We start from the raw sequence: 21517 nt of genomic DNA, 5'->3' as shown, positions 1-21517 counted from the left end.
CCCACAGTTTTTCGGGCCGTGCGCAGACGCTGTATTCGCCTGAAACACCCTGTGGGAGGTGTGGTTTGCCGGGCTAGCCCACTCCGCGCAGATGCTCCATGGCCCACACGGCGGCTTCGACCCGTGAGCGCAACCCCAGTTTGTGCAGCAGGTTCTTCACATGGACCTTGACCGTGCCTTCGGTGATGCCCAGCTTGTGGCCGATGACTTTGTTGCTGCAGCCGCCGGCGATGGTCTTGAGTACTTGGCGTTCGCGTTCGGTCAGTTCCACGTCGGCCTGGCGGGGAGGGGAGCGCAAGGCCTGGGCCATGACGCGGGTCAGGCCGGGGCTGATCACCAGCGCGCCGTTGAGGGCATCGCGGATGTACTGCACCAGCAACTCCGGCTCCATGTCCTTGAGCAGGTAACCGTTGGCATCCAGGCGCAGGGCATCGCGAATGTCGTCCTCGGCGTCGGATACGGTGAACAGCAATACCTTGCCGGTGTAATGCATGGCCCGCAGCCGGCGCAGGGTTTCGATGCCGTTCATTTGCGGCATGTTGTTGTCCAGCAGGACCAGGTCAGGTTTGAGCGGTTCGATCAGTGTCAGGGCTTCTTCGCCGTGGCTGGCTTCGCCGACGATGTGCAAGTCGTCTTCGAGTTCGAGCATTTGGCGGATCCCTCGACGCATCATTGGATGGTCGTCGACCAGCAGGAGGGTGTGACGCAGGGGGGCGTTCATGTTGCGAGACCTTCGCTGTGTTGGCCCAGGAATTCCGGTTGGAAATGCACCTGGATACGGGTGCCCTGGGGCGTTCGGGAGATAATTTGCAGTTGGCCGCGCAAGCTGCGGGCCCGTTCGTTCATGATGTTCAGGCCGTGGTGTTCGCGCTGGTCCACTTCGCCACTGAAGCCCCGGCCATCGTCTTCGACCGACAGTCGCACGGTTTCGCCTTCCTGGCGCAGTTCGAGCCAGGCGTTCTCTGCGTGGGCATGGCGCAGGCAGTTGGAGAGCGCCTCGCGGGTGATCTGCAGGATATGAATCTGCTCACTGGCCGACAGCTCGAAGGCCAGGGTGTCGACGAACAGATGCACCCGGAAATCGCCCCGGCGGGAGAACTCTTCAGCGGTGTCCTTGAGTTCCTGGACCAGCCCGTCGTCGTGGATCTGCAAGCGGAACGTGGTGAGCAGTTCGCGCAACTGCCGGTAGGCATTGTTCAGGCCTTCGCGCAGTTCGGCGGTGACGGTTTCCAGGGTTTGCACCGGTTCGCCGCGACGCATCAGGGTTTGCATGCGGCTGACTTGCAGCTTCATGTACGACAAGGCCTGGGCCAGGGAGTCATGCAGTTCGCGGGCGATGATCGTGCGCTCATCGAGCAACAGCAGGCGATGGTCCTGTTCGCGCTGGCGCTTGAGAGACAGCGAGGTGCCGATCAGGTTTGCCAGGGCCTGGATCAGTGCGGTTTCCCAGGGTTGCGCCGCGTGACCGTCGACAAAATGCGCCTTGAGTTCACCCAGTTCCGTGCCCTGGTTACTGATGCTGAACGTCTGCGGCCGGGCGCTGTGGTGTTTCTGGCAGGTGGCGCAATCGCTGCTGGCGCAGACCTCGCGGCTGTTGGCGCCATGCAGCGATAGCAGTTGCCGGGCGGGCGCCTGCAACTGGCCTTGCAGACACAGCGACAGGCGCAGGCCCGGCAGTCGCTGCTGGAACCGGCTGATCAGTTCATCCAGCCCTTCGGCATTGGCCTGCCGCGTGGCCAGGCTGCGGCTGCTCTGGTACAGCAGCTCCAGGGCGGCATTGGCCTGTTGCAGGTTCAGGGTCTTTTGCTGGACCTGATTCTCCAGGGTGCGATGGGATTGCTCGATGGTCTCGGCCATGGTGTTGAAGCTGGTCGCCAGTTGGCCCAGTTCATCCTCTGACTGATGGTTGACCCGCACCTGGAATTCGCCACGGCGAAAGCGCTGGGTGGCGTCCACCAGTTCCTGCAAGGGCGTGACCACGCCGTACTGCAATTCATACAGACCGATCAGCAGGATGATCATGGTGGTGAACAGCGCCATGCCCTGGATCGTCTGTTGCCAGGCTTGCTTGTGCTCGCTCTGGCGTTGCAACAGGGTGACGAACTGGTCCAGTTGCGCAACGAAGGAAGCGGCACTGGCCTGGAAGAACGCCGAATCGCCGCGTTCGATCGCCGGGCGCAAGGTCTGGTTCCAACGCTGCATGAGGCTCTGATAACTCTGATGCAGGGAGGTCGCCGGTCCGTCTTCCAGCACGGCGCGCAAGGACGGGCTTTCGAGACGTCGTTGCAGGCTGTCGATGATCGCCGGGACATCGTCGCTGGCCCCGGCTGCCAGTTTCCAGCTCAGGTGATAGGTCTCCATACGCACGGAACCGGCGGTGTTGATGGCGGCCGCGTCGCCCTGGCTGAACCAGGCAATCAGACCTGCGCTCAAGGAACTGGCCAGGGCGAGGATGGCGATCAGGATCACCGCCAGCCCGGCGCGAGCGGGCAGGGAACTGCGCAGCCACCGCATCATCGAGACTGGCCCTGGAGGAAATTCTGCAAACCGAACATGGGGACGCCCTGGCGTTGGGGGGGGTATAGCAGCCGATCCCGGGCGCACTACCTCTAAAGAGTTGTCGGCCGCTACGTTTCGATAAAAGCCACGGCCGAAATGTTCAAAGCCTTGATAAATAAAGGTTCTTATCAACTTCAGGCTCTACCCCCTAAGAGGTAGACGAGCCCAGCATAGGCCAGTACCGCCGGGACGCACGTTGACCCAGGTCAAGTTTTTACGGGGTACGCATCACTAGGCTGCGCTCATCGAACTGACGGGGAGTGCATCGAGATGCGAGCGCAAGTGCAACAAGGGTTGGTGCTGGGGATGAGTACCCTGGCCTTCACCGTGTGCTTCATGGTCTGGATGATGTTTGCCGTGCTCGGTGTTCCGATCAAGGAAATGCTGGCGCTCAACGAAACCCAATTCGGTCTGCTGGCCGCCACGCCGGTGCTGACCGGTTCCCTGGTGCGCTTGCCCCTGGGCCTGCTGACCGACCGCTTCGGCGGGCGCATCGTGTTCTTCCTGCTGATGCTCTCCTGTGTGCTGCCGTTGTACCTGATCACCCTGGCCACGGCTTTCTGGCAGTTCCTGGTGCTGGGCCTGTTTGTCGGGCTGGCCGGTGGATCGTTCTCGGTGGGCATCGCTTATGTGGCCAAGTGGTTCGACAAGCAGAATCAAGGCTTCGCCATGGGTGTGTTCGGCGCGGGCAACGCCGGCGCCGCGCTGACCAAATTCCTCGCTCCGGCCTTGATCGCCTTCGGTTCCTGGCACCTGGTGCCGAAGGTGTTCAGCGCCATTCTGTTCATCACCGCGCTGCTGTTCTGGTTTCTCACAACCGAGAAGAAGGAGCACAGCGGCACCGGCGGCGCCACGTTGCGCGAGCAACTGAAAACCCTGAAAGAACCAGCGGTGTGGCGCTACTGCCAGTACTACTCGATCGTGTTCGGCGGCTATGTAGCCCTGGCCCTGTGGATGACCAAGTACTACGTGCAGGAATACGGCTTCAGCCTGCAAAGCGCGGCGCTGCTGGCGGCCTGCTTCTCCCTGCCCGGTGGCGTATTGCGGGCCGTCGGTGGCTGGATGTCCGACCGCTGGGGCGCCCAGAGCGTGACCTGGTGGGTGTTGTGGGTCAGCTGGATCTGCTTGTTCCTGCTCTCGTACCCACAGACCCAACTGCAAGTGCAGACCGTCAACGGCACGGTGGATTTTCACATCGGCCTCAACGCCACGCTGTTCACCGTGCTGCTGTTCGTGATGGGCATCGCCTTCGCGTTCGGCAAGGCCTCGGTCTTCAAGTACATCGCCAACGACTACCCGAAAAACATGGGCGCGGTGTCCGGCATCGTCGGCCTGGCCGGCGGCCTGGGCGGGTTCGTGTTGCCGATCATGTTCGGCGCCCTGGTGGACCTCACCGGCGTGCGCTCGTCCTGCTTCATGTTGATGTACGGCGTGGTCTGGGTCTCCCTGACCTGGATGTACTTCAGCGAAGTTCGCAAGCGCCCGCTGCTGGGTAAACAGCCGCCGGCCAGCCAATCCCCGTTTTCCAGCATTGCCCAAGGAGAAGAACATGTCCGTTCTGCAAACGCCTGAAAAGGGCCCGGTCATTCATGACTGGCGTCCGGAAGACCCCGCGTTCTGGGGCAAGAGTGGCAAACAGACTGCCCGGCGTAACCTGTGGATTTCCATCCCGGCGTTGCTGTTGGCCTTCGCGGTGTGGATGGTCTGGAGCACGGTGATCGTGCGCCTGAACGCCATCGGTTTCAGTTTCAGCACCGACCAGTTGTTCTGGCTCGCGGCGTTGCCGGGCCTGTCCGGCGCGACCTTGCGCATCTTCTATTCGTTCATGGTGCCGATCTTCGGCGGTCGTCGCTGGACGGCCCTGAGCACTGCGTCGCTGCTGTTGCCGGCGCTGTGGATGGGCTTTGCCGTGCAGGATCCGGCCACGCCTTACAGCGTGTTCGTGCTGATCGCGCTGCTCTGCGGCTTTGGCGGCGGTAACTTCGCCTCGAGCATGTCCAACATCAGCTTCTTTTACCCCAAGTCCCAGCAGGGCACGGCCCTGGGCCTGAACGCCGGGCTGGGCAACCTGGGCGTGTCGGTGATGCAGTTCAGCGTGCCGCTGGTGATTTCCTTCGGCGTGTTCGGCTTCATGGGCGGCCAGCCGCAGGTACTGGCTGACGGCAGCTCGCTGTGGCTGCAAAACGCCGGTTTTATCTGGGTGCCGTTCATCCTCGCCGTGACCGTGATTGCCTGGTTCGGCATGAACGACCTGTCCAGCGCCCGCGCTTCGTTCAGTGAGCAGGCAGTGATTTTCAAGCGCAAGCACAACTGGCTGATGTGCTGGTTGTACCTGGCGACCTTCGGCTCGTTCATCGGCTTCTCCGCCGCGTTTCCGCTGCTGATCAAAACCTCGTTCCCGGAAGTCATCGCCCTGAAGTTCGCCTTCCTCGGTCCGCTGGTCGGTGCCCTGGTGCGGCCACTGGGTGGCTGGCTGGCGGACAAGCTCGGCGGCGCGAAGGTTACGTTGTGGAACTTCGTGCTGATGATCGCGATGGTGTTCGGGGTCCTTCATTTCCTGCCCCAAGGCGGCCAGGGCGGCAGCTTCTACGGCTTCCTGGGGATGTTCATGTTGCTGTTCGTCACCACTGGCGTGGGCAACGGGTCGACCTTCCGCATGATCCCGGTGATCTTCCGCACCCTGCATGAAAAAGCCAGCCGCGGCCAAAAGCCCGAGCTACGCGAACAAGCGCTCAAGAACGCTGGCAAGGAATCGGCCGCAGTGCTGGGTTTCAGCTCGGCCATGGGCGCCTTCGGCGCGTTCTTCATCCCCAAATCATTCGGCACTTCGATGGCCCTGACCGGCGGCCCGGAGATGGCCTTCTACATGTTCGTCGGCTTTTACCTGAGCTGCATCGTGGTGACCTGGTGGTGGTATGCCCGCAAGGGCGCCGCAACACCGTGCTAAGCCGAACCTAAACCTGCGTGGGCGGGGCGCAGACCCCGCGGAGCAAGCCTGAGAGGAACACACTGTGAGTCATTTACTGGATCAACTGCGGTTTTTCAACCGCAAGCAAGGCGAGTTTTCCGACGGGCACGGCGAGACCCGCAAGGAGTCCCGCGACTGGGAGAACGTCTACCGCTCCCGCTGGCAGTACGACAAGATCGTGCGCTCCACCCATGGGGTGAACTGCACCGGCTCGTGCTCGTGGAAAATCTACGTCAAGAACGGCCTGATCACCTGGGAAACCCAGCAGACCGACTACCCGCGCACCCGTAACGACCTACCCAACCACGAGCCGCGTGGCTGCCCTCGTGGCGCCAGCTACAGCTGGTACATCTACAGCGCCAACCGGCTCAAGTACCCGAAGATCCGCAAGCCATTGCTCAAGCTGTGGCGCGAAGCCCGGCAGACCCTGGCGCCAGTGGAAGCGTGGGCCAGCATCGTCGAAAACAAGGCCAAGGCCGACTCGTATAAAAGCAAGCGCGGCATGGGTGGTTTCATCCGTTCCAACTGGGAAGAAGTCAACGAGATCATCGCCGCCGCCAACGTCTACACCGTCAAGCAATACGGCCCGGATCGGGTGGTTGGCTTCTCGCCGATCCCGGCGATGTCGATGGTCAGCTACGCCGCGGGTTCGCGTTACCTGTCGCTGATCGGTGGCGTGTGCCTGAGCTTCTACGACTGGTACTGCGACCTGCCGCCAGCCTCGCCGATGGTCTGGGGCGAGCAGACCGACGTGCCGGAATCGGCCGACTGGTACAACTCCAACTACATCATTGCCTGGGGCTCCAACGTCCCGCAGACCCGTACCCCCGACGCGCACTTTTTCACCGAGGTGCGTTACAAGGGCACCAAGACCGTGGCGATCACCCCGGACTATTCGGAAGTCGCCAAGCTCACCGACCTGTGGCTCAACCCCAAGCAGGGCACCGACGCGGCACTGGCCCAGGCTTTCAACCATGTGATCTTCAAAGAGTTTCACCTGGACAAGCCCAGCGCCTACTTCACCGAGTACGCCAAGCGCTACACCGACCTGCCGGTGCTGGTGATGCTCAAGCCGATGCTCGGCGTGGCGCCGGGCTCCGGCTACCAGCCTGATCGCTTCCTGCGCGCCAGCGACCTGACCAACAACCTCGGCCAGGACAATAACCCGGAGTGGAAAACCATCGCCCTGGATGCCAGCGGTGAACTGGTTTCTCCCCAAGGCTCCATCGGCTATCGCTGGGGCGAAGAGGGCAAATGGAACATCCTGGCCCGTGAAGGCGGCGAGGGCCGTGAGATCGACCTCAAGCTCAGCCTGATTGGCGATGACGTGGCTGAAGTGGCCTTCCCGTATTTTGCCGGTGAAGCCCAGGAGTACTTCCAGCATGTGGCCGGTGACGCGGTGCAGTACCGCCGGGTGCCGGTGCACAACGTGGTGCTGGCCGACGGCAGCGTGGTGAAAGTCGCCACGGTGTTTGACCTGTCGGCGGCCAACCTGGCCATCGACCGTGGCCTGGGCGGCGCCAACGTCGCCAAGGACTACGACGACGCCTCGGTGCCCGGCACCCCGGCCTGGCAGGAGCAGATCACCGGTGTGAGCCGCGAGAAAGCGATCCAGATCGCCCGCGAATTCGCCGACAACGCCGACAAGACCCGTGGCCGTTCGATGATCATCGTCGGCGCGGCGATGAACCACTGGTACCACATGGACATGAACTACCGTGGGCTGATCAACATGCTCATGCTGTGTGGTTGTGTCGGCCAGACCGGCGGCGGTTGGGCCCACTATGTCGGCCAGGAAAAACTCCGTCCGCAATGTGGCTGGCTGCCCCTGGCCTTCGGCCTGGACTGGAACCGTCCGCCACGGCAGATGAACGGCACCAGCTTCTTCTACGGCCACAGCTCGCAATGGCGCCACGAGAAGATGAGCATGCACGACGTGCTGTCGCCTCTGGCGGATAAATCGCAGTTCCCTGAGCATGCCCTGGACTACAACATCCGCGCCGAACGCGCCGGCTGGTTGCCCAGCGCGCCACAATTGAACACCAACCCGCTGAACATTTGCCGCGATGCTGCTGCCGCCGGCATGGACCCGAAAGACTACGTGGTCAAGTCCTGGCAGGACGGCAGCCTGCGGTTTGCCTGCGAACAACCCGACAGCCCGGAAAACTTCCCGCGCAACATGTTCATCTGGCGTTCCAATCTGCTGGGGTCCTCGGGCAAAGGCCACGAGTACATGCTCAAGTACCTGCTGGGCACCAAGAACGGCGTGATGAACGAAGACATCGGCTTTGGTGGCGAATCCAAGCCGACCGAGGCTGAATGGGTCGACAACGGTGCCATCGGCAAACTGGACCTGGTGACCACCCTGGACTTCCGCATGTCCTCGACCTGCGTGTATTCCGACATCGTCTTGCCGACCGCGACCTGGTACGAAAAAGACGACATGAACACCTCGGACATGCACCCGTTCATTCACCCGCTGTCAGCGGCTATCGACCCGGCCTGGGAGTCGCGTTCGGACTGGGAAATCTACAAGGGCATCGCCAAGGCGTTCTCCGCCATGTCGGTCGGGCACCTGGGTGTCGAGAAAGACCTGGTCACCGTGCCGTTGATGCATGACAGCGTCGGTGAACTGGCCCAGCCGTTTGGCGGCACTGACTGGAAAAGCGCCGGCGTGGCTCCGCAACCGGGCAAGAACGCACCGAACCTGCAAGTGGTGGAGCGCGATTACCCCAACATCTACAAGCAGTTCACCTCCCTGGGCCCGATGTTGGAGAAACTCGGCAATGGCGGCAAGGGCATCAACTGGAACACCGACGATGAAGTGAAATTCCTCGGTGAGCTCAATCACCATGAGGTCGACGCCGGTATCAGCCAGGGTCGGCCGAAGATCGACAGCGCCATTGACGCGGCCGAAGTGATTCTGTCCCTGGCCCCGGAAACCAACGGCCAGGTGGCCGTCAAGGCCTGGGCGGCCCTGTCGAAATTCACCGGCATCGATCACAGCCACCTGGCGCTGTCCAAGGCCCACGAGGCGATTCGCTTCCGCGACATCCAGGCGCAGCCGCGCAAGATCATTTCCAGCCCGACCTGGTCTGGCCTGGAAGACGATCACGTCAGCTACAACGCCGGTTACACCAACGTTCACGAAGCGATTCCATGGCGCACCATCACCGGCCGCCAGCAGTTCTACCAGGATCACCCGTGGATGCAGGCGTTCGGCGAGCAACTGATGAGTTATCGGCCGCCGGTCAACACCCGCACCATCGAAGGCGTCAAGGGCAAGCGCAGCAATGGCGAGACCGAAATCGTCCTGAACTGGATCACCCCGCACCAGAAGTGGGGCATCCACAGCACCTACAGCGACAACTTGCTGATGCTCACCTTGAGCCGCGGCGGGCCGATCGTCTGGCTCTCGGAAATCGACGCCAAGCGCGCCGGTATCGAGGACAACGACTGGATTGAATGCTTCAACGTCAACGGTGCGCTGACCGCCCGTGCGGTGGTCAGCCAGCGGGTCAAGGAAGGCATGGTGATGATGTACCACGCCCAGGAACGGATCGTGAACGTGCCCGGCTCGGAAACCACCAAGACCCGTGGCGGCCACCACAACTCGGTGACCCGCGTGGTGCTCAAGCCCACTCATATGATCGGTGGCTACGCGCAACAGGCCTACGGTTTCAACTATTACGGCACGGTCGGTTGCAACCGCGACGAGTTCGTCGTGGTGCGCAAGATGTCCAAGGTCGATTGGCTCGACGGTTCCAGTGGCGATGATCTGCCGCGTCCACTGCCAACCGATATCGAGGAGAACTGAGATGAAAATTCGCTCACAAATCGGCATGGTCCTGAACCTGGACAAATGCATCGGCTGTCACACCTGCTCGATTACCTGCAAGAACGTCTGGACCAGCCGCGAAGGCATGGAATACGCCTGGTTCAACAACGTCGAATCCAAGCCTGGCATCGGCTACCCCAAAGAGTGGGAAAACCAGGACAAGTGGAAGGGCGGCTGGATCCGTAACGCCGACGGTTCGATCAACCCACGCATCGGCGGCAAGTTCCGCGTGCTGGCGAACATCTTCGCCAACCCGGACTTGCCGAGCCTGGACGATTACTACGAACCGTTCGACTTCGACTACCAGCACCTGCACACCGCGCCTTTGGGCGAGCATCAGCCCACCGCACGGCCGCGCTCGCTGGTGTCCGGCAAGCGCATGGAGAAAATCGAGTGGGGCCCGAACTGGGAGGAGATCCTGGGCACCGAGTTTGCCAAGCGGCGCAAGGACAAGAACTTCGACCAGATCCAGGCGGACATTTACGGCGAGTACGAAAACACCTTCATGATGTACCTGCCGCGCCTGTGCGAGCACTGCCTGAACCCGGCGTGCGCGGCGTCCTGCCCGAGCGGGGCGATCTACAAGCGCGAGGAGGACGGCATCGTCCTGATTGACCAGGAGAAATGCCGCGGCTGGCGCATGTGCATCAGCGGCTGCCCGTACAAGAAAATCTATTTCAACTGGAAGAGCGGCAAATCGGAGAAATGCATTTTCTGCTACCCGCGCATCGAAGCCGGGATGCCGACGGTTTGCGCTGAAACCTGCGTCGGCCGCATCCGCTACCTCGGGGTGTTGCTGTACGACGCCGACCGCATCAGCGAAGTGGCGAGCACCGCCAACGAGCACGATCTGTATGAGAAGCAACTGGAGATCTTCCTCGACCCGAACGACCCGGCGGTGATTCGCCAGGCCCTGGCCGACGGCGTGCCGCAGTCGGTGATCGACTCGGCGCAACGCTCGCCGGTCTACAAAATGGCCGTGGACTGGAAACTCGCGCTGCCGTTGCACCCGGAATACCGCACCTTGCCAATGGTCTGGTACGTGCCGCCACTGTCGCCGATCCAGAACGCTGCGGCGGCCGGCACCGTGGGCATGAACGGGGTGATCCCGGACGTCGACAGCCTGCGCATTCCGCTGCGCTACCTGGCCAACATGCTCACCGCCGGCGATGAAAAACCGGTCAAGCGCGCCCTCAAGCGCCTGCTGGCGATGCGTGCCTACAAGCGTTCCGAACAGGTGGACGGCGTGCAGGACCTGCAAGTGCTGGCCGATGTCGGCCTGAGCGTGAACCAGGTGGAAGAGATGTACCGCTATCTGGCCATCGCCAACTACGAAGACCGTTTTGTCGTACCAAGCGCCCACCGCGAAGACGCCATGAGCGATGCGTTCGCCGAACGCTCCGGTTGTGGTTTCAGTTTCGGCAGCGGTTGCAGCGGCAGTACCGACACCAACATGTTCGGCGCCAAGAAGGCCAACCGCCGCGACGTCATCAAAACCGTGCAGTTGTGGGAGGAATGAACATGCGCATTCTCAAGGTGATTTCGTTGCTGCTCGATTATCCGACCGAAACCCTGGTGGCCGGTCGCGACGAGCTGGAGCAGGCGATTGTGCAGGCACGGGAAATCAGCCCGAAGCAGCGCGCTGCGCTGTTCGAGTTGCTGGAACTGATCTGTGGCCAGGACCTGATGGACGGCCAGGAGCACTACGGCGCGCTGTTCGGCCGTGGGCGCTCGCTGTCGCTGCTGCTGTTCGAACACGTCCATGGCGAGTCCCGCGACCGGGGCCAGGCCATGGTGGACATGATGGCCCAGTACGAAGAGGCCGGTTTTGCCATCGGCGTGAAGGAACTGCCCGATTACATCCCGCTGTACCTGGAGTTTCTCTCCACCCGCGAAGACATCGAGGCCCGCGAAGGACTGGCCGATGTGGCGCATCTGCTGGCCTTGCTGGCTGCGCGCCTGGAAGAGCGCGAGAGTGCCTACGCCAGTTGTTTCCGTGCCTTGCTGCAAATCGCCGGGGCCGAGCCCCAGGTGGCGGTGGCCGAGTTGCGTGAGCAGGTCAAGGCCGAGCCACGCGACGACTCCCTCGAAGCCCTGGACAGGATCTGGGAAGAGGAAGCGGTGGATTTCATGAAGGCCGAGCAGCAGGACCGTTGCAGTTCGCTGCCGAGTGCGCCGGGCAAGGCCCGGGACGAAAGCGCGGTGCCGTTGCATTGGGTGGATTTTCAGCATGAAGGACGGGCCGCTGCGCCCGCCGGGGAGGTGGGCAATGTCTAAATGGGATCTGTTGATGTTCGGGGTCTACCCCTATGTCGCCTTGGCGATTTGCCTGATCGGCAGTTGGGCGCGGTTTGACCTGTCCCAGTACACCTGGAAGGCCGGCTCCAGCCAGATGCTGAGCAACCGTGGCATGCGCGTGGCGAGCAATCTGTTCCATGTCGGTGTGTTGTTCGTCCTGGCCGGCCACTTTGTCGGCCTGCTGACGCCGGCGGCGATCTATCACCATGTGTTGAGCACTGAGAACAAACAGTTGCTGGCGATGGTGTCCGGCGGGTTCTTTGGGGTGCTGGGTCTGATCGGTCTGGTGATGCTGCTCAACCGGCGGCTGAGCGACCCGCGAGTGCGCGCCACGTCCAGCACGTCGGACATCCTGGTGTTGGTGGTGCTGCTGGTGCAACTGGTGCTGGGGTTGATGACCATTGTGGCATCCACCGCCCATATGGACGGTTCGGTGATGGTGATGCTGGCCGACTGGGCACAGAACACTGTGCTGTTGCGTCCGGTGGAGGCGGCCGCGGCCATTGCGCCGGTGGGCTTGGTCTACAAGCTTCATGTGGTACTGGGCCTGACCCTGTTCGTGCTGTTCCCGTTCACCCGTCTCGTCCATATCGTCAGTGCGCCGGTCTGGTACCTGGGGCGTCGTTATCAAATCGTGCGGCAGAAGTTCTAAGGAGACGATCATGGCTAGTGGATGCGGATGTGGCGGCGGTAACGGGGGCAGCGGCGGCTGCGGTTCTTCAGCGAAAGCAGCGCCAGTGACCCCGCCGCTCAGCGATATCGAGCCGGCGGGCGCGGTGCAGTTCGAACCGGCCCAGACCGGGCCGGTGGCCGGTGAGGAAGCCCCGGCACAATTGATTGCCAGCAGTGAGCAGGAGTGGCCGATCATCAGCGTCAACGGGGTGTCGATCACACCCCAGGCGATGGCCCAGGAGCTGCAGTATCACCCGGCTGAGAGCCGCGAGGATGCGGTCTACCAGGCGGCCCGGGCGTTGGTGATCCGGGAGTTGCTTCAGCAACGCATCGCCGAGCTGGGGCTGGCGTTGCAGGTGGGCGCCGGTGAAAACGAAGAGGAGGCGGCCACGCGGCTGTTGCTCGAGCGTGAGGTGCAGGTGCCGCAATGTGATGAGGCGACCTGCCTGCGCTACTACGAAAGCAATCGGGCGCGCTTTCACAGCGCCCCCTTGCTGGCGGTGCGGCACATTCTGCTCGAATGCGCACCGGACGACGCCGAAGCGCGCGACCAGGCTCACGGCCAGGCCGAAACCCTGCTGCAACGCCTGGACGAGTTCCCCGGTAGCTTTGCCGAACTGGCGTTGAACCACTCAGCCTGCCCGTCCAAGGCTCAGGGCGGCTCGCTGGGGCAGATCAGTAAGGGCCAGACCGTGCCCGAACTGGAGCGCCAGTTGTTTGCCTTGCCGGCGGGCCTGGTGGGCAAACCGCTGGAAAGCCGCTACGGCTGGCATGTGATCAGCATCGATCAGCGTGTCGAAGGCCAACCGTTGCCTTATGAGGCGGTGGCGACGGCGATTCGCACCCAGCTGCAACAAGGCGTGTGGCAGAAGGCGCTGGTGCAATACCTGCAAACCCTGATCGGTGCGGCGGACATTCGCGGCATTCATCTTCAGGGCGCCGACTCGCCGCTGGTGCAGTGAGCACCGGCTCAATCAGGGGACAGACATGAACGCCGTGTTGCAGGACGGATTTGGGCGCCAGATCGACTATCTGCGGATGTCGGTGACCGATCGTTGTGATTTTCGCTGCGTGTATTGCATGGCGAAAAACATGACCTTCCTGCCGCGCCAGCAGGTGTTGACCCTGGAGGAACTGCACCGATTGGCGCGGTTGTTCGTGGGGCTGGGGGTCAAGAAAATCCGCCTGACCGGTGGCGAACCGCTGATCCGTCCGGGCATCGTCGGGTTGTGTCGCGACATCGCGGCATTGCCCGGCCTGCGGGAACTGGTGATGACCAGCAACGGTTCGCAGCTGGGGCGACTGGCCCGGCCGCTGGTCGATGCCGGGGTCAAGCGCATGAACATCAGCCTGGACAGCCTGGATGGCGAGCGTTTTCGGGCGATCACCCGCAACGGCGATCTGGATCAGGTGCTGGCGGGCATTGAAGCGGCGAAGGGCGCAGGGTTCGAGCGGATCAAGCTCAACTGCGTGGTGATGAAAGGGCGCAACTTCGATGAAGTCCCGGCGCTGGTGCAGTACGCCATCGAGCAACGCATCGACATCAGCTTCATCGAGGAAATGCCCTTGGGTGAGGTCGGGCGTGCCCGGGGCGAGTCGTTCTGTTCCAGCGATGAGGTGCGGGCGGTCATTGCCAATCATCACCGCTTGCTCGACAGCACCGAAAACAGCGGCGGCCCGGCGCGTTATGTGCGCCTGGAGCAGCACGCGCAGACCCGGATCGGTTTCATTTCCCCCAATACCCACAACTTTTGCGCCAGTTGCAACCGGGTGCGCATGACCGTTGAAGGGCGGTTGCTGCTGTGCCTGGGACAGGAAGATTCTCTGGACCTGCGCAGTTTGTTGCGGCGCTATCCGCTGGACGATCAACCGCTGATCCAGGCGGTACAACAGGCGCTGCGCGGCAAACCCCTGCGTCACGACTTCAACCCTGGCGGGGAAGTGCAGATTGTGCGGTTCATGAACATGAGTGGTGGGTGAGCCTCAGCGCAGATGTTGAATGGACCGCCGTTATCGCGAGCAGGCTCGCTCCCACAGGGATTTGTGGTGTACGCAGAAAGAGCAGACACCTGAAAACCCATGTGGGAGCGAGCCTGCTCGCGATGGGTTATACCGGTCGACATCTCAAGCGGCTGATCCACCCTCGATTCTTGATATCGATCAATTGCAACCCTCACTTTTGGCCGTACTCTACACTGCATATTGTGTTTTAAGCCTGTTAATTATCTATATGTAGTGTCTGGAGCCAAAATGCAGAGCACGTTGATCTCAGTAGGCTGTAACCGCTTGCACAAGCGCGATGGCAGTGTGGTTGCCTTCGACGCGGACAAGATCCGCCAGGCGCTGATCGCCGCCGGCAAGGCCACCGGCGAATACGCTGAGGGGGAGGCTGAAGGGTTGCTGGAAGCGGTGCTGACGCGATTGGAAGGACAGACGCGCTTGAGCGTCGAGCAGATCCAGGACCGTGTCGAGCGAGTGCTGATGGACGCCGGTTTCTTTCTGGCCATGCGTGCCTATATCGTCTACCGCGAGCAACATGGACGCCTGCGCCGGGATCGTCGCACCCTGGTGGAAGTTGCCACCTCGATGAACGAATACCTGGACCGCGAAGACTGGCGCGTACAGGCCAATGCCAACCAGGGTTACTCCCTCGGTGGGCTGATCCTCAACGTATCGGGCAAGGTCACCGCCAACTATTGGCTCGACGAGGTCTACAGCCAGGCCATCGGCCAAGCGCACCGCGAGGCCGACCTGCATATCCACGACCTCGACATGCTCGCCGGCTACTGCGCCGGCTGGTCGCTGCGCACGCTGTTGCACGAAGGCCTCAATGGGGTGCCGGGACGGGTCGAAGCCGGGCCGCCCAAACATTTGAGCAGCGCCTTGGGGCAGATGGTGAATTTCCTCGGCACGCTGCAAAACGAATGGGCCGGTGCCCAGGCGTTCAGCTCGTTCGACACCTACCTGGCGCCGTATGTGCGCAAGGACAGACTCAGCTATGACGAGGTCCGCCAGTCGTTGCAGGAGTTCATCTACAACCTCAACGTCCCGTCACGCTGGGGCACGCAAACACCTTTTACCAACCTTACGTTCGACTGGGTCTGCCCGGAGGATCTACGCGAACAGATTCCGGTGATCGGTGGCGAGGAGATGCCGTTCGCCTACGGTGATCTGCAAGTGGAAATGGAATTGATCAATCGCGCCTACATCGAGGTGATGCAGGCCGGTGATGCAAAGGGCCGGGTGTTCACTTTCCCGATCCCGACCTACAACATCACCCATGACTTCCCGTGGGACAGCGAGAACGCCGACCGCTTGTTCGAGATGACCGCCCGCTACGGTCTGCCGTATTTCCAGAACTTCCTCAACTCGGACATGCAACCCAACCAGGTGCGCTCGATGTGCTGCCGCCTGCAACTGGATGTGCGCGAGTTGCTCAAGCGCGGAGGAGGCCTGTTCGGCTCGGCGGAACAGACCGGCTCACTAGGTGTGGTGACGATCAACTGCGCACGCCTGGGCTACCTGTACAAAGGCGATACCAGCGCATTGCTGCAACGCATCGATACGCTGATGGAACTGGCGAAGGAGAGCCTGGAGGTCAAGCGCAAGGTCATCCAGCACCACATGGACGCCGGGCTGTACCCGTACACCAAGCGCTACCTGGGCACCCTGCGTAATCACTTCTCCACCATCGGCGTGAACGGCCTGCACGAAATGCTGCGCAATTTCACCGATGACCAGCAAGGCCTGCATACCGAGCAAGGCCGGGCATTCGCCCTGAAACTGCTGGATCACGTGCGCGCCACGCTGCTGCGCTTTCAGGAAGAAACCGGCCACCTCTACAACCTGGAAGCCACCCCTGCCGAGGGCACCACCTACCGTTTCGCCAAGGAAGACCTCAAGCGTTACCCCGATATCTTGCAGGCCGGCAGCCCGATCGCCCCGTATTACACCAACTCGTCGCAGTTGCCGGTGGGCTTCACCGACGATCCGTTCGAAGCCTTGGAGCTGCAAGACGAACTGCAATGCAAATACACCGGCGGCACCGTGCTGCACCTGTACATGGCCGAGCAGATTTCCTCCACACAGGCCTGCAAGCAGCTGGTGCGCAAGGCCCTGGGACGCTTCCGGCTGCCGTACCTGACCATCACGCCGACGTTTTCCATCTGCCCGGTTCACGGCTACCTGGCCGGCGAACATGAGTTTTGCCCCAAATGCGACGAGGCCTTGCTGTTGCAACAGCAGTTGGCAGGCAGCGTTCACTGATCCGATCCATCGACCGCAAGGAGCTTCATCCATGAACGCATCACAATCTCTTCCGCAGGCACAGCGTCAACGTTGCGAAGTCTGGACCCGCGTGATGGGTTATCACCGTCCGGTGGCGGCCTTCAACCCCGGCAAACAGTCCGAGCATCGCGAACGGGTTCACTTCACTGAAAGCGCGGCCGGGCGTCCATGAGTCGAGCGCTACGGGTTGGGGGCATGGTGCCCCTGACCACCCTCGATTATCCGGGCCAACTGGCTTGCGTACTGTTTTGCCAGGGCTGCGCCTGGCGTTGTCGTTATTGCCACAACCCGCAACTGATCCCGCCGCGCGGCAGCGAAGAGGTGGATTGGTGTCGGGTGTTGGCATTTTTGCAACGTCGCCAGGATCTGCTTGACGCCGTGGTGTTCAGTGGTGGTGAGCCGACCCTGCAGGACGGCCTGGCGCCAGCCATGGAGCAAGTGCGGCAGATGGGTTTTCGCATCGGCCTGCACAGCGCCGGCATCAAACCGGCGGCCTTCGCCAAAGTGGTCGGGCAAGCCGACTGGGTTGGCTTCGACATCAAGGCCTTGCCCGAAGACGCCCTGGACGTGACTCGGGTTCATGGCAGCGGTGCCGCCAACTGGCGCAGCCTCGACTATCTGCTGGCCAGCGGCGTGGATTATGAATGCCGGACCACCGTGCATTGGCATTTGTTCGATCCCGAACGGTTGTTGACCCTGGCTCGCCGCCTGAGCGAGCAGGGCGTCACGCGTTTCGCTGTGCAACTGGTGCGCACGGCCCGGATGCTCGACCCCCATCTTTCCAGTGTTTCGGCACAGGCCTTGCAGCCGGAGTTGTGGGCCGCCATGCGCGAGTTGTTTCCCTCGTTCGTTTTACGCAGTTGACCGTCCCCGGGGATGAACGACCGACAGCGGTTCGGGATCGCCGGGCCGCTCTTTTTTATGGCTTTTTTTATGGTTTTCAAATGCGCTGCCAATCGGCAGGTAGTTGAACAGGGAGCATTTGATATGACCAGACTCACCACTGCCCACCGTATCGTGATCGGTTTTGCCATCGCGCCACTGGCGTTGATCGCCCTGGCGTTATACGCCTTGAACGACCTGGCCACGCTGCGCGACCAGGCGGTGCAAATCGTCAGACAGGATTGGCCGAAGATCGACCCGATCATGGTGATCGCCACGGGTGTGCGCGATAACGCCAGGAACACCCGGGACCTGTTGATCGACAAGAACAACGCGCAGGTCCAGCAATCGATCGACATGACCCGGCAACGTATTACCCAGGCCTTTACCACGCTGGAGCCGCTGTTCGACCAGCCGGAAGGCAAAGCGGCGTATGCGGCACTGAAGAAGCACCGTGAGGCGTATGTGGCCGCGTTCGTTCAGGTGCAGGCGTTGATTCGCCAGGGCGCCACGGACGACGCGATGACGCAACTCAAGCAGGGCGTGATGCCGGCCGAGCTTGAGGTCTACAAAAGCCTGGAAGGGCTGATGGCGATGCAGGGCAGGTTGTTTGTCGAGCGTGAACAGCTGGCCCAGGCGCGCTACAGCGACGCGCGGCGCAACATGCTGACACTGGTGCTGGCCTGCCTGGCCCTGGTCAGTACCGTTGCGGTCCTGGTGACCCGCAGCGTGACCCGTCCGCTGGGTGGCGAGCCCGATGATGCGGCGCGGGTGCTGAGCCAGATTGCCCAAGGCGACTTGACGATCCGCGTGCCGCTGGACGCCGGGAGTGCAAACGACAGCGTAATGAGCAACATGCATGACATGCAGCAGAGCCTCAACAGCATGGTCCGGCACATTGCGGCTTCGGTGGATCGGGTGGCCAGTTCCTCCGAAGAGCTGAGTGCGGTGAGCAGTCAGACCAACAGCACCCTGGAACTGCAAGGCCAGGAAATCGAACAGGCCGCGGCGGCCGTGAACCAGATGACGGCGGCGGTGGACGAAGTGGCGCGCAATGCGGTGAGTACCAGCGAAGCCTCGCGGATATCCGAGCAAACCGCCCAGCGCGGTCGTGAGCAGGTTCAGGAGACCGTTGCTTCGATCAGCGCATTGGCGCTGGGGGTGACGGACTCCTCGGGACGCATCCAGCAGTTGGCAGGCAGGGTCGAGCACATCAGTTCGGTGCTGGACGTGATCCGCGGCATTGCCGATCAAACCAATCTGCTGGCCTTGAACGCCGCCATTGAAGCAGCCCGCGCTGGCGATGCCGGGCGTGGTTTTGCCGTGGTGGCCGACGAAGTCCGGGCACTGGCCCATCGCACCCAGGATTCGACTCGGGAAATCGAGGAGATGATCGGCAACATCCGCCAGGACAGCGAGCACGCCGTGACCGCCATGCAAAGCAACAGCGAACTGGTGCAGACCACTTTGCAAGTGGCCCGCCGCTCCGGCGATGCCCTGGATGAAATCGCCCGTTCGATCTCGCAGATCAATGAGCGCAATCTGATGATCGCCAGCGCCACCGAAGAACAGGCGCTGGTAGCCCGAGAAGTGGACCGTAACCTGGTGGGTATTCGCAACCTGTCCGAACAGGTATTGCTCGGGGCCCGGCATACTGATACTGCCGGTCAGGACCTGGCGCAGATGGCCGGCTCACTGCATGAGACCGTTGCGCGGTTCAAGGTCTAGGCCAGCCCCGCGTCAGATGTTGTGAACCACACAAATCCACCGTGGGAGCAACGCTTGCACTGCGTGTTCACCATCCCCAGAACTGCAACCACCAGCCATAACCCACCAGGCCATTGGCCAATACCAGGCAGGCCATTGCGAGGGGCCGGCGGGTTGCATGTTCCAGGCGCTTGTAGCCCAGCCACAGACTCCAGGTGATTGCCGCGACCAGCAGCGCGGCCCGAGCCGGTTGTACCCAGTCGAGCAACAACCCTTCATAGCGCAGCAGTTTGACGGTGGTGGCCGACAAGCCGAGGAACAACCCTGCACCGCCGAGGGGCGTCAGGGTGATGGCCAAGGGCCAATACTGTGCAGGATCGCCCGAGAGTCTTGCCGCCAGGCGCATCAACAGCAGCAGCGACGTGCCCAACAGCAAGGCACTCATGCCCAGATAAGCGACGATGCAAAAGCCATCTAGCCAACTGAAGCTGTCATTGAGCTGCGGATAGTGGGTCAGCAACCACCAAGGGGCGTTGTCTTGCAACGGCCAGAACAGCTCATGGGCGACCAGCCATTGGGCCAGGCTCTGCTTCATGGCAATGAACCAGGGGCTGACGGTCCACTGAAAAGCCCCCATGGCCAGGCCAATGACGCCGAACAACAACAAGCGCGCGTCCCAAGGCGAAAGGGTGGTTGCGCTCGAGTGAAGGATTTCCTCGTTACTGGAACGGGCTATCAGGCGTACCGCATCGCGCTGGCCGCTGCAGCGACCACAGGCGTGGCAATCGGCGGCACCGCGCATCCGGCGAATGTCCAGCAATGGCGCGCAGTTGGGAGGCGGTCGGCGCGGCGCGGGGTTTTCCAGCCAGCGTTGCTCGTCCACCTGGAAGTGCACCGGTGCCAGGCGAGCAAGCAGGGCGAAGACGCCACTGACTGGACACAGGTAGCGGCACCACACTCGCTTGCCTCGGGCGAACAGCAGGCCAACGATCACCGCTGCGACCGTCGAGCCCCCCAGGATCAACAGCGCCGCCTGGGCATAGTCATAGACGCTGATCAACTGCCCATAGATCGTGGTCAGGCAGAACGCCAGGGTCGGCCAGCCGGCCCAGCGCACCCCGCGTGGCACGCCCAGGCCTTTGCCATACTGGCTGGCCCATTCACTCAAGGCACCTTCAGGACACAGCACGCCACACCAGAGTCGACCGAACAGCACAATCGACAGCAACACGAAAGGCCACCAGATGCCCCAGAACATAAACTGCGCCAGCAGCGTGAGGTTGTCCAACAGCCGAGCCTGGCTGCTGGGCAATGGCAACAGCGCCGGCACCACCAGCAGCACCGCATAGAACAGCACCACCGCCCATTGCACGGCGCGAATGGTTGCGCCGTGGCGCCGCATGCCGTCGCCCAGACGTTGCAGCCAGAGGTTCAAGTCGGACATGGCAGCGTTTGCGCTTTGCGTGGCCGCAGCCAGCCGGCAACCCCCAGCCAATAGCCGAGCCACACCAGCAAGGTCATGGCACTGGGACTGGCTCGATAGCCGGTGAAATCCGCCAGGAAACCACCCAGGCCGTGACCGTCATTCAATACCGCGCTGCTGTCCCAGAGCGCGTCGCCGATGCCTTGGTAGACCACTTCGGGCCAGTCCATCGCCAGCAACTGACCGCTGATCCGCTCAATGCCGCTGACCAGCAGCGCTGCCCCCAATAACAACAGAATGGTTTCGCTAATGGCAAAGAAACGCGGCCATGAGATGAACCGTCGACTGCCGTGCAGCAAGACGATGGTCAGCAGCGCCAGCAGCAGGCCGGCCACCGCGCCCACGGCGAACAAGCCCAGTGGCGCCCCTTGCAGGCGCGCCCCCGCGCCATACAGGAAGACCACGGTTTCACTGCCTTCGCGGCTGACGGCCAGCAGCGCCAACACCATCAGCCCCCATCCACCCTGGCGGCTGAAACGATGGTCGGCGTGACGCGTCAGATCCTGTTTCAACGTCCCGGCGTTTCGGTGCATCCAACCGACCATTTGCACGATCAGCAGACTGGCGACCAGCGCCAACGCCGCCTGGAACCATTCATTGGCCGCGCCGCTCATGGCTTCGCCGGCCAACAGAATCAGACCGGCCAAGATGCCCGACAACAGCAAACCCAGCGCCACGCCAGCCCACACGAACTGCAACAAGCGACCGGCCTGTTGCTGCCGGCTGACCCAGGCCTGGAGTATGCCGATTACCAACAGCGCCTCGACGCTTTCGCGCCAGACAATAAACATGGATTGAGTCATGCAAACGCCTCCTGTTCGCC

At 62.2% G+C, this 21517-nt stretch carries 16 protein-coding genes; 12 read left to right on the top strand and 4 right to left on the bottom strand.

Features of this window, described 5'->3' with window-relative positions; genetic code table 11:
* Nucleotides 1-73: 73 nt before the first annotated feature.
* Together narL and MKS85_RS01785 are read right to left on the bottom strand one after the other, a co-directional pair.
* Complete coding sequence (gene narL, locus MKS85_RS01790; protein ID WP_047229176.1) at nt 74-721, bottom strand: two-component system response regulator NarL; 648 nt, start codon at nt 719-721, stop codon at nt 74-76.
* The gene (locus tag MKS85_RS01785) at nt 718-2517 is read right to left on the bottom strand and encodes a HAMP domain-containing protein (protein ID WP_076384511.1); all 1800 of its coding nucleotides are present in this window, start codon (nt 2515-2517) and stop codon (nt 718-720) included. Before MKS85_RS01785 ends, narL begins: the two co-directional genes overlap by 4 nt.
* A 312-nt stretch (nt 2518-2829) precedes the next feature.
* On the opposite strand from MKS85_RS01785, the gene MKS85_RS01780 reads away from it, so the two are divergent.
* The 12 genes from MKS85_RS01780 to MKS85_RS01725 all read left to right on the top strand — a co-directional run bounded on the left by MKS85_RS01780 (nt 2830) and on the right by MKS85_RS01725 (nt 19232).
* Nucleotides 2830-4131 carry a nitrate/nitrite transporter gene (locus tag MKS85_RS01780; protein WP_047229174.1) on the top strand — a complete coding sequence of 434 codons (1302 nt, stop codon included), beginning with the start codon at nt 2830-2832 and terminating at the stop codon, nt 4129-4131.
* Nucleotides 4109-5506, top strand: a complete 1398-nt coding sequence (locus MKS85_RS01775) for a NarK family nitrate/nitrite MFS transporter (protein WP_047229173.1) — start codon at nt 4109-4111, stop codon at nt 5504-5506. The genes MKS85_RS01780 and MKS85_RS01775 overlap by 23 nt, the downstream gene beginning before the upstream one ends.
* A gap of 64 nt (nt 5507-5570) precedes the next feature.
* Nucleotides 5571-9344, top strand: coding sequence for a nitrate reductase subunit alpha (locus MKS85_RS01770; RefSeq protein ID WP_310662611.1), 3774 nt, complete (start codon nt 5571-5573; stop codon nt 9342-9344).
* A 1-nt stretch (nt 9345) separates the two neighbouring features.
* Nucleotides 9346-10884, top strand: a complete 1539-nt coding sequence (narH, locus tag MKS85_RS01765; RefSeq protein ID WP_047229171.1) for a nitrate reductase subunit beta — start codon at nt 9346-9348, stop codon at nt 10882-10884.
* A 2-nt stretch (nt 10885-10886) separates the two neighbouring features.
* A complete protein-coding gene (gene narJ / locus MKS85_RS01760; RefSeq protein ID WP_047229170.1) occupies nt 10887-11642 on the top strand; it encodes a nitrate reductase molybdenum cofactor assembly chaperone in 756 nt (251 codons plus the stop codon).
* On the top strand, nt 11635-12315 hold the full coding sequence (gene narI, locus MKS85_RS01755; protein WP_047229169.1) for a respiratory nitrate reductase subunit gamma: 681 nt from the start codon (nt 11635-11637) through the stop codon (nt 12313-12315). The genes narJ and narI overlap by 8 nt, the downstream gene beginning before the upstream one ends.
* 10 nt (nt 12316-12325) lie before the next feature.
* A complete protein-coding gene (locus MKS85_RS01750; protein ID WP_310662610.1) occupies nt 12326-13297 on the top strand; it encodes a peptidylprolyl isomerase in 972 nt (323 codons plus the stop codon).
* A gap of 25 nt (nt 13298-13322) precedes the next feature.
* Nucleotides 13323-14315 carry a GTP 3',8-cyclase MoaA gene (gene moaA / locus MKS85_RS01745; RefSeq protein WP_107322430.1) on the top strand — a complete coding sequence of 331 codons (993 nt, stop codon included), beginning with the start codon at nt 13323-13325 and terminating at the stop codon, nt 14313-14315.
* A 270-nt stretch (nt 14316-14585) separates the two neighbouring features.
* Entirely contained in the window at nt 14586-16601 is a 2016-nt protein-coding gene (locus MKS85_RS01740) for a ribonucleoside triphosphate reductase (RefSeq protein WP_047229166.1), read from the top strand.
* 31 nt (nt 16602-16632) lie between these two features.
* Complete coding sequence (nrdD, locus tag MKS85_RS01735) at nt 16633-16794, top strand: anaerobic ribonucleoside-triphosphate reductase (RefSeq protein ID WP_003182303.1); 162 nt, start codon at nt 16633-16635, stop codon at nt 16792-16794.
* Nucleotides 16791-17486 (top strand): anaerobic ribonucleoside-triphosphate reductase activating protein, encoded by a 696-nt coding sequence (locus MKS85_RS01730; protein ID WP_047229165.1) that lies wholly within the window; start codon nt 16791-16793, stop codon nt 17484-17486. The genes nrdD and MKS85_RS01730 overlap by 4 nt, the downstream gene beginning before the upstream one ends.
* Before the next feature lie 123 nt (nt 17487-17609).
* Nucleotides 17610-19232, top strand: a complete 1623-nt coding sequence (locus tag MKS85_RS01725) for a methyl-accepting chemotaxis protein (RefSeq protein ID WP_076384523.1) — start codon at nt 17610-17612, stop codon at nt 19230-19232.
* 67 nt (nt 19233-19299) lie between these two features.
* Here the strand turns inward: MKS85_RS01725 and MKS85_RS01720 are convergent, their stop codons facing one another.
* Both MKS85_RS01720 and MKS85_RS01715 read right to left on the bottom strand, forming a co-directional pair.
* Entirely contained in the window at nt 19300-20655 is a 1356-nt protein-coding gene (locus MKS85_RS01720; RefSeq protein WP_310662609.1) for a 4Fe-4S binding protein, read from the bottom strand.
* Nucleotides 20643-21497, bottom strand: a complete 855-nt coding sequence (locus tag MKS85_RS01715) for an FTR1 family protein (protein WP_076384527.1) — start codon at nt 21495-21497, stop codon at nt 20643-20645. The genes MKS85_RS01720 and MKS85_RS01715 overlap by 13 nt, the downstream gene beginning before the upstream one ends.
* Between the last annotated feature and the right edge of the window lie 20 nt (nt 21498-21517).

The organism is Pseudomonas sp. JL2 (genome assembly GCF_031570495.1).
GTDB lineage: Bacteria > Pseudomonadota > Gammaproteobacteria > Pseudomonadales > Pseudomonadaceae > Aquipseudomonas > Aquipseudomonas rhizophila.
This window is presented reverse-complemented; position numbering and strand designations above follow the sequence as displayed.

Excerpts from the sequence above, each read along its gene's own strand:
- MKS85_RS01750 (WP_310662610.1), top strand. The coding sequence starts at position 12,326 with ATGGCTAGTGGATGCGGATGTGGCGGCGGTAACGGGGGCAGCGGCGGC.
- MKS85_RS01730 (WP_047229165.1), top strand. The coding sequence starts at position 16,791 with ATGAGTCGAGCGCTACGGGTTGGGGGCATGGTGCCCCTGACCACCCTC.
- MKS85_RS01740 (WP_047229166.1), top strand. The coding sequence starts at position 14,586 with ATGCAGAGCACGTTGATCTCAGTAGGCTGTAACCGCTTGCACAAGCGC.
- narJ (WP_047229170.1), top strand. The coding sequence starts at position 10,887 with ATGCGCATTCTCAAGGTGATTTCGTTGCTGCTCGATTATCCGACCGAA.
- narL (WP_047229176.1), bottom strand. The coding sequence starts at position 721 with ATGAACGCCCCCCTGCGTCACACCCTCCTGCTGGTCGACGACCATCCA.
- narH (WP_047229171.1), top strand. The coding sequence starts at position 9,346 with ATGAAAATTCGCTCACAAATCGGCATGGTCCTGAACCTGGACAAATGC.
- MKS85_RS01720 (WP_310662609.1), bottom strand. The coding sequence starts at position 20,655 with ATGTCCGACTTGAACCTCTGGCTGCAACGTCTGGGCGACGGCATGCGG.
- MKS85_RS01715 (WP_076384527.1), bottom strand. The coding sequence starts at position 21,497 with ATGACTCAATCCATGTTTATTGTCTGGCGCGAAAGCGTCGAGGCGCTG.
- MKS85_RS01785 (WP_076384511.1), bottom strand. The coding sequence starts at position 2,517 with ATGATGCGGTGGCTGCGCAGTTCCCTGCCCGCTCGCGCCGGGCTGGCG.
- nrdD (WP_003182303.1), top strand. The coding sequence starts at position 16,633 with ATGAACGCATCACAATCTCTTCCGCAGGCACAGCGTCAACGTTGCGAA.
- MKS85_RS01780 (WP_047229174.1), top strand. The coding sequence starts at position 2,830 with ATGCGAGCGCAAGTGCAACAAGGGTTGGTGCTGGGGATGAGTACCCTG.
- MKS85_RS01775 (WP_047229173.1), top strand. The coding sequence starts at position 4,109 with ATGTCCGTTCTGCAAACGCCTGAAAAGGGCCCGGTCATTCATGACTGG.
- narI (WP_047229169.1), top strand. The coding sequence starts at position 11,635 with ATGTCTAAATGGGATCTGTTGATGTTCGGGGTCTACCCCTATGTCGCC.
- moaA (WP_107322430.1), top strand. The coding sequence starts at position 13,323 with ATGAACGCCGTGTTGCAGGACGGATTTGGGCGCCAGATCGACTATCTG.
- MKS85_RS01725 (WP_076384523.1), top strand. The coding sequence starts at position 17,610 with ATGACCAGACTCACCACTGCCCACCGTATCGTGATCGGTTTTGCCATC.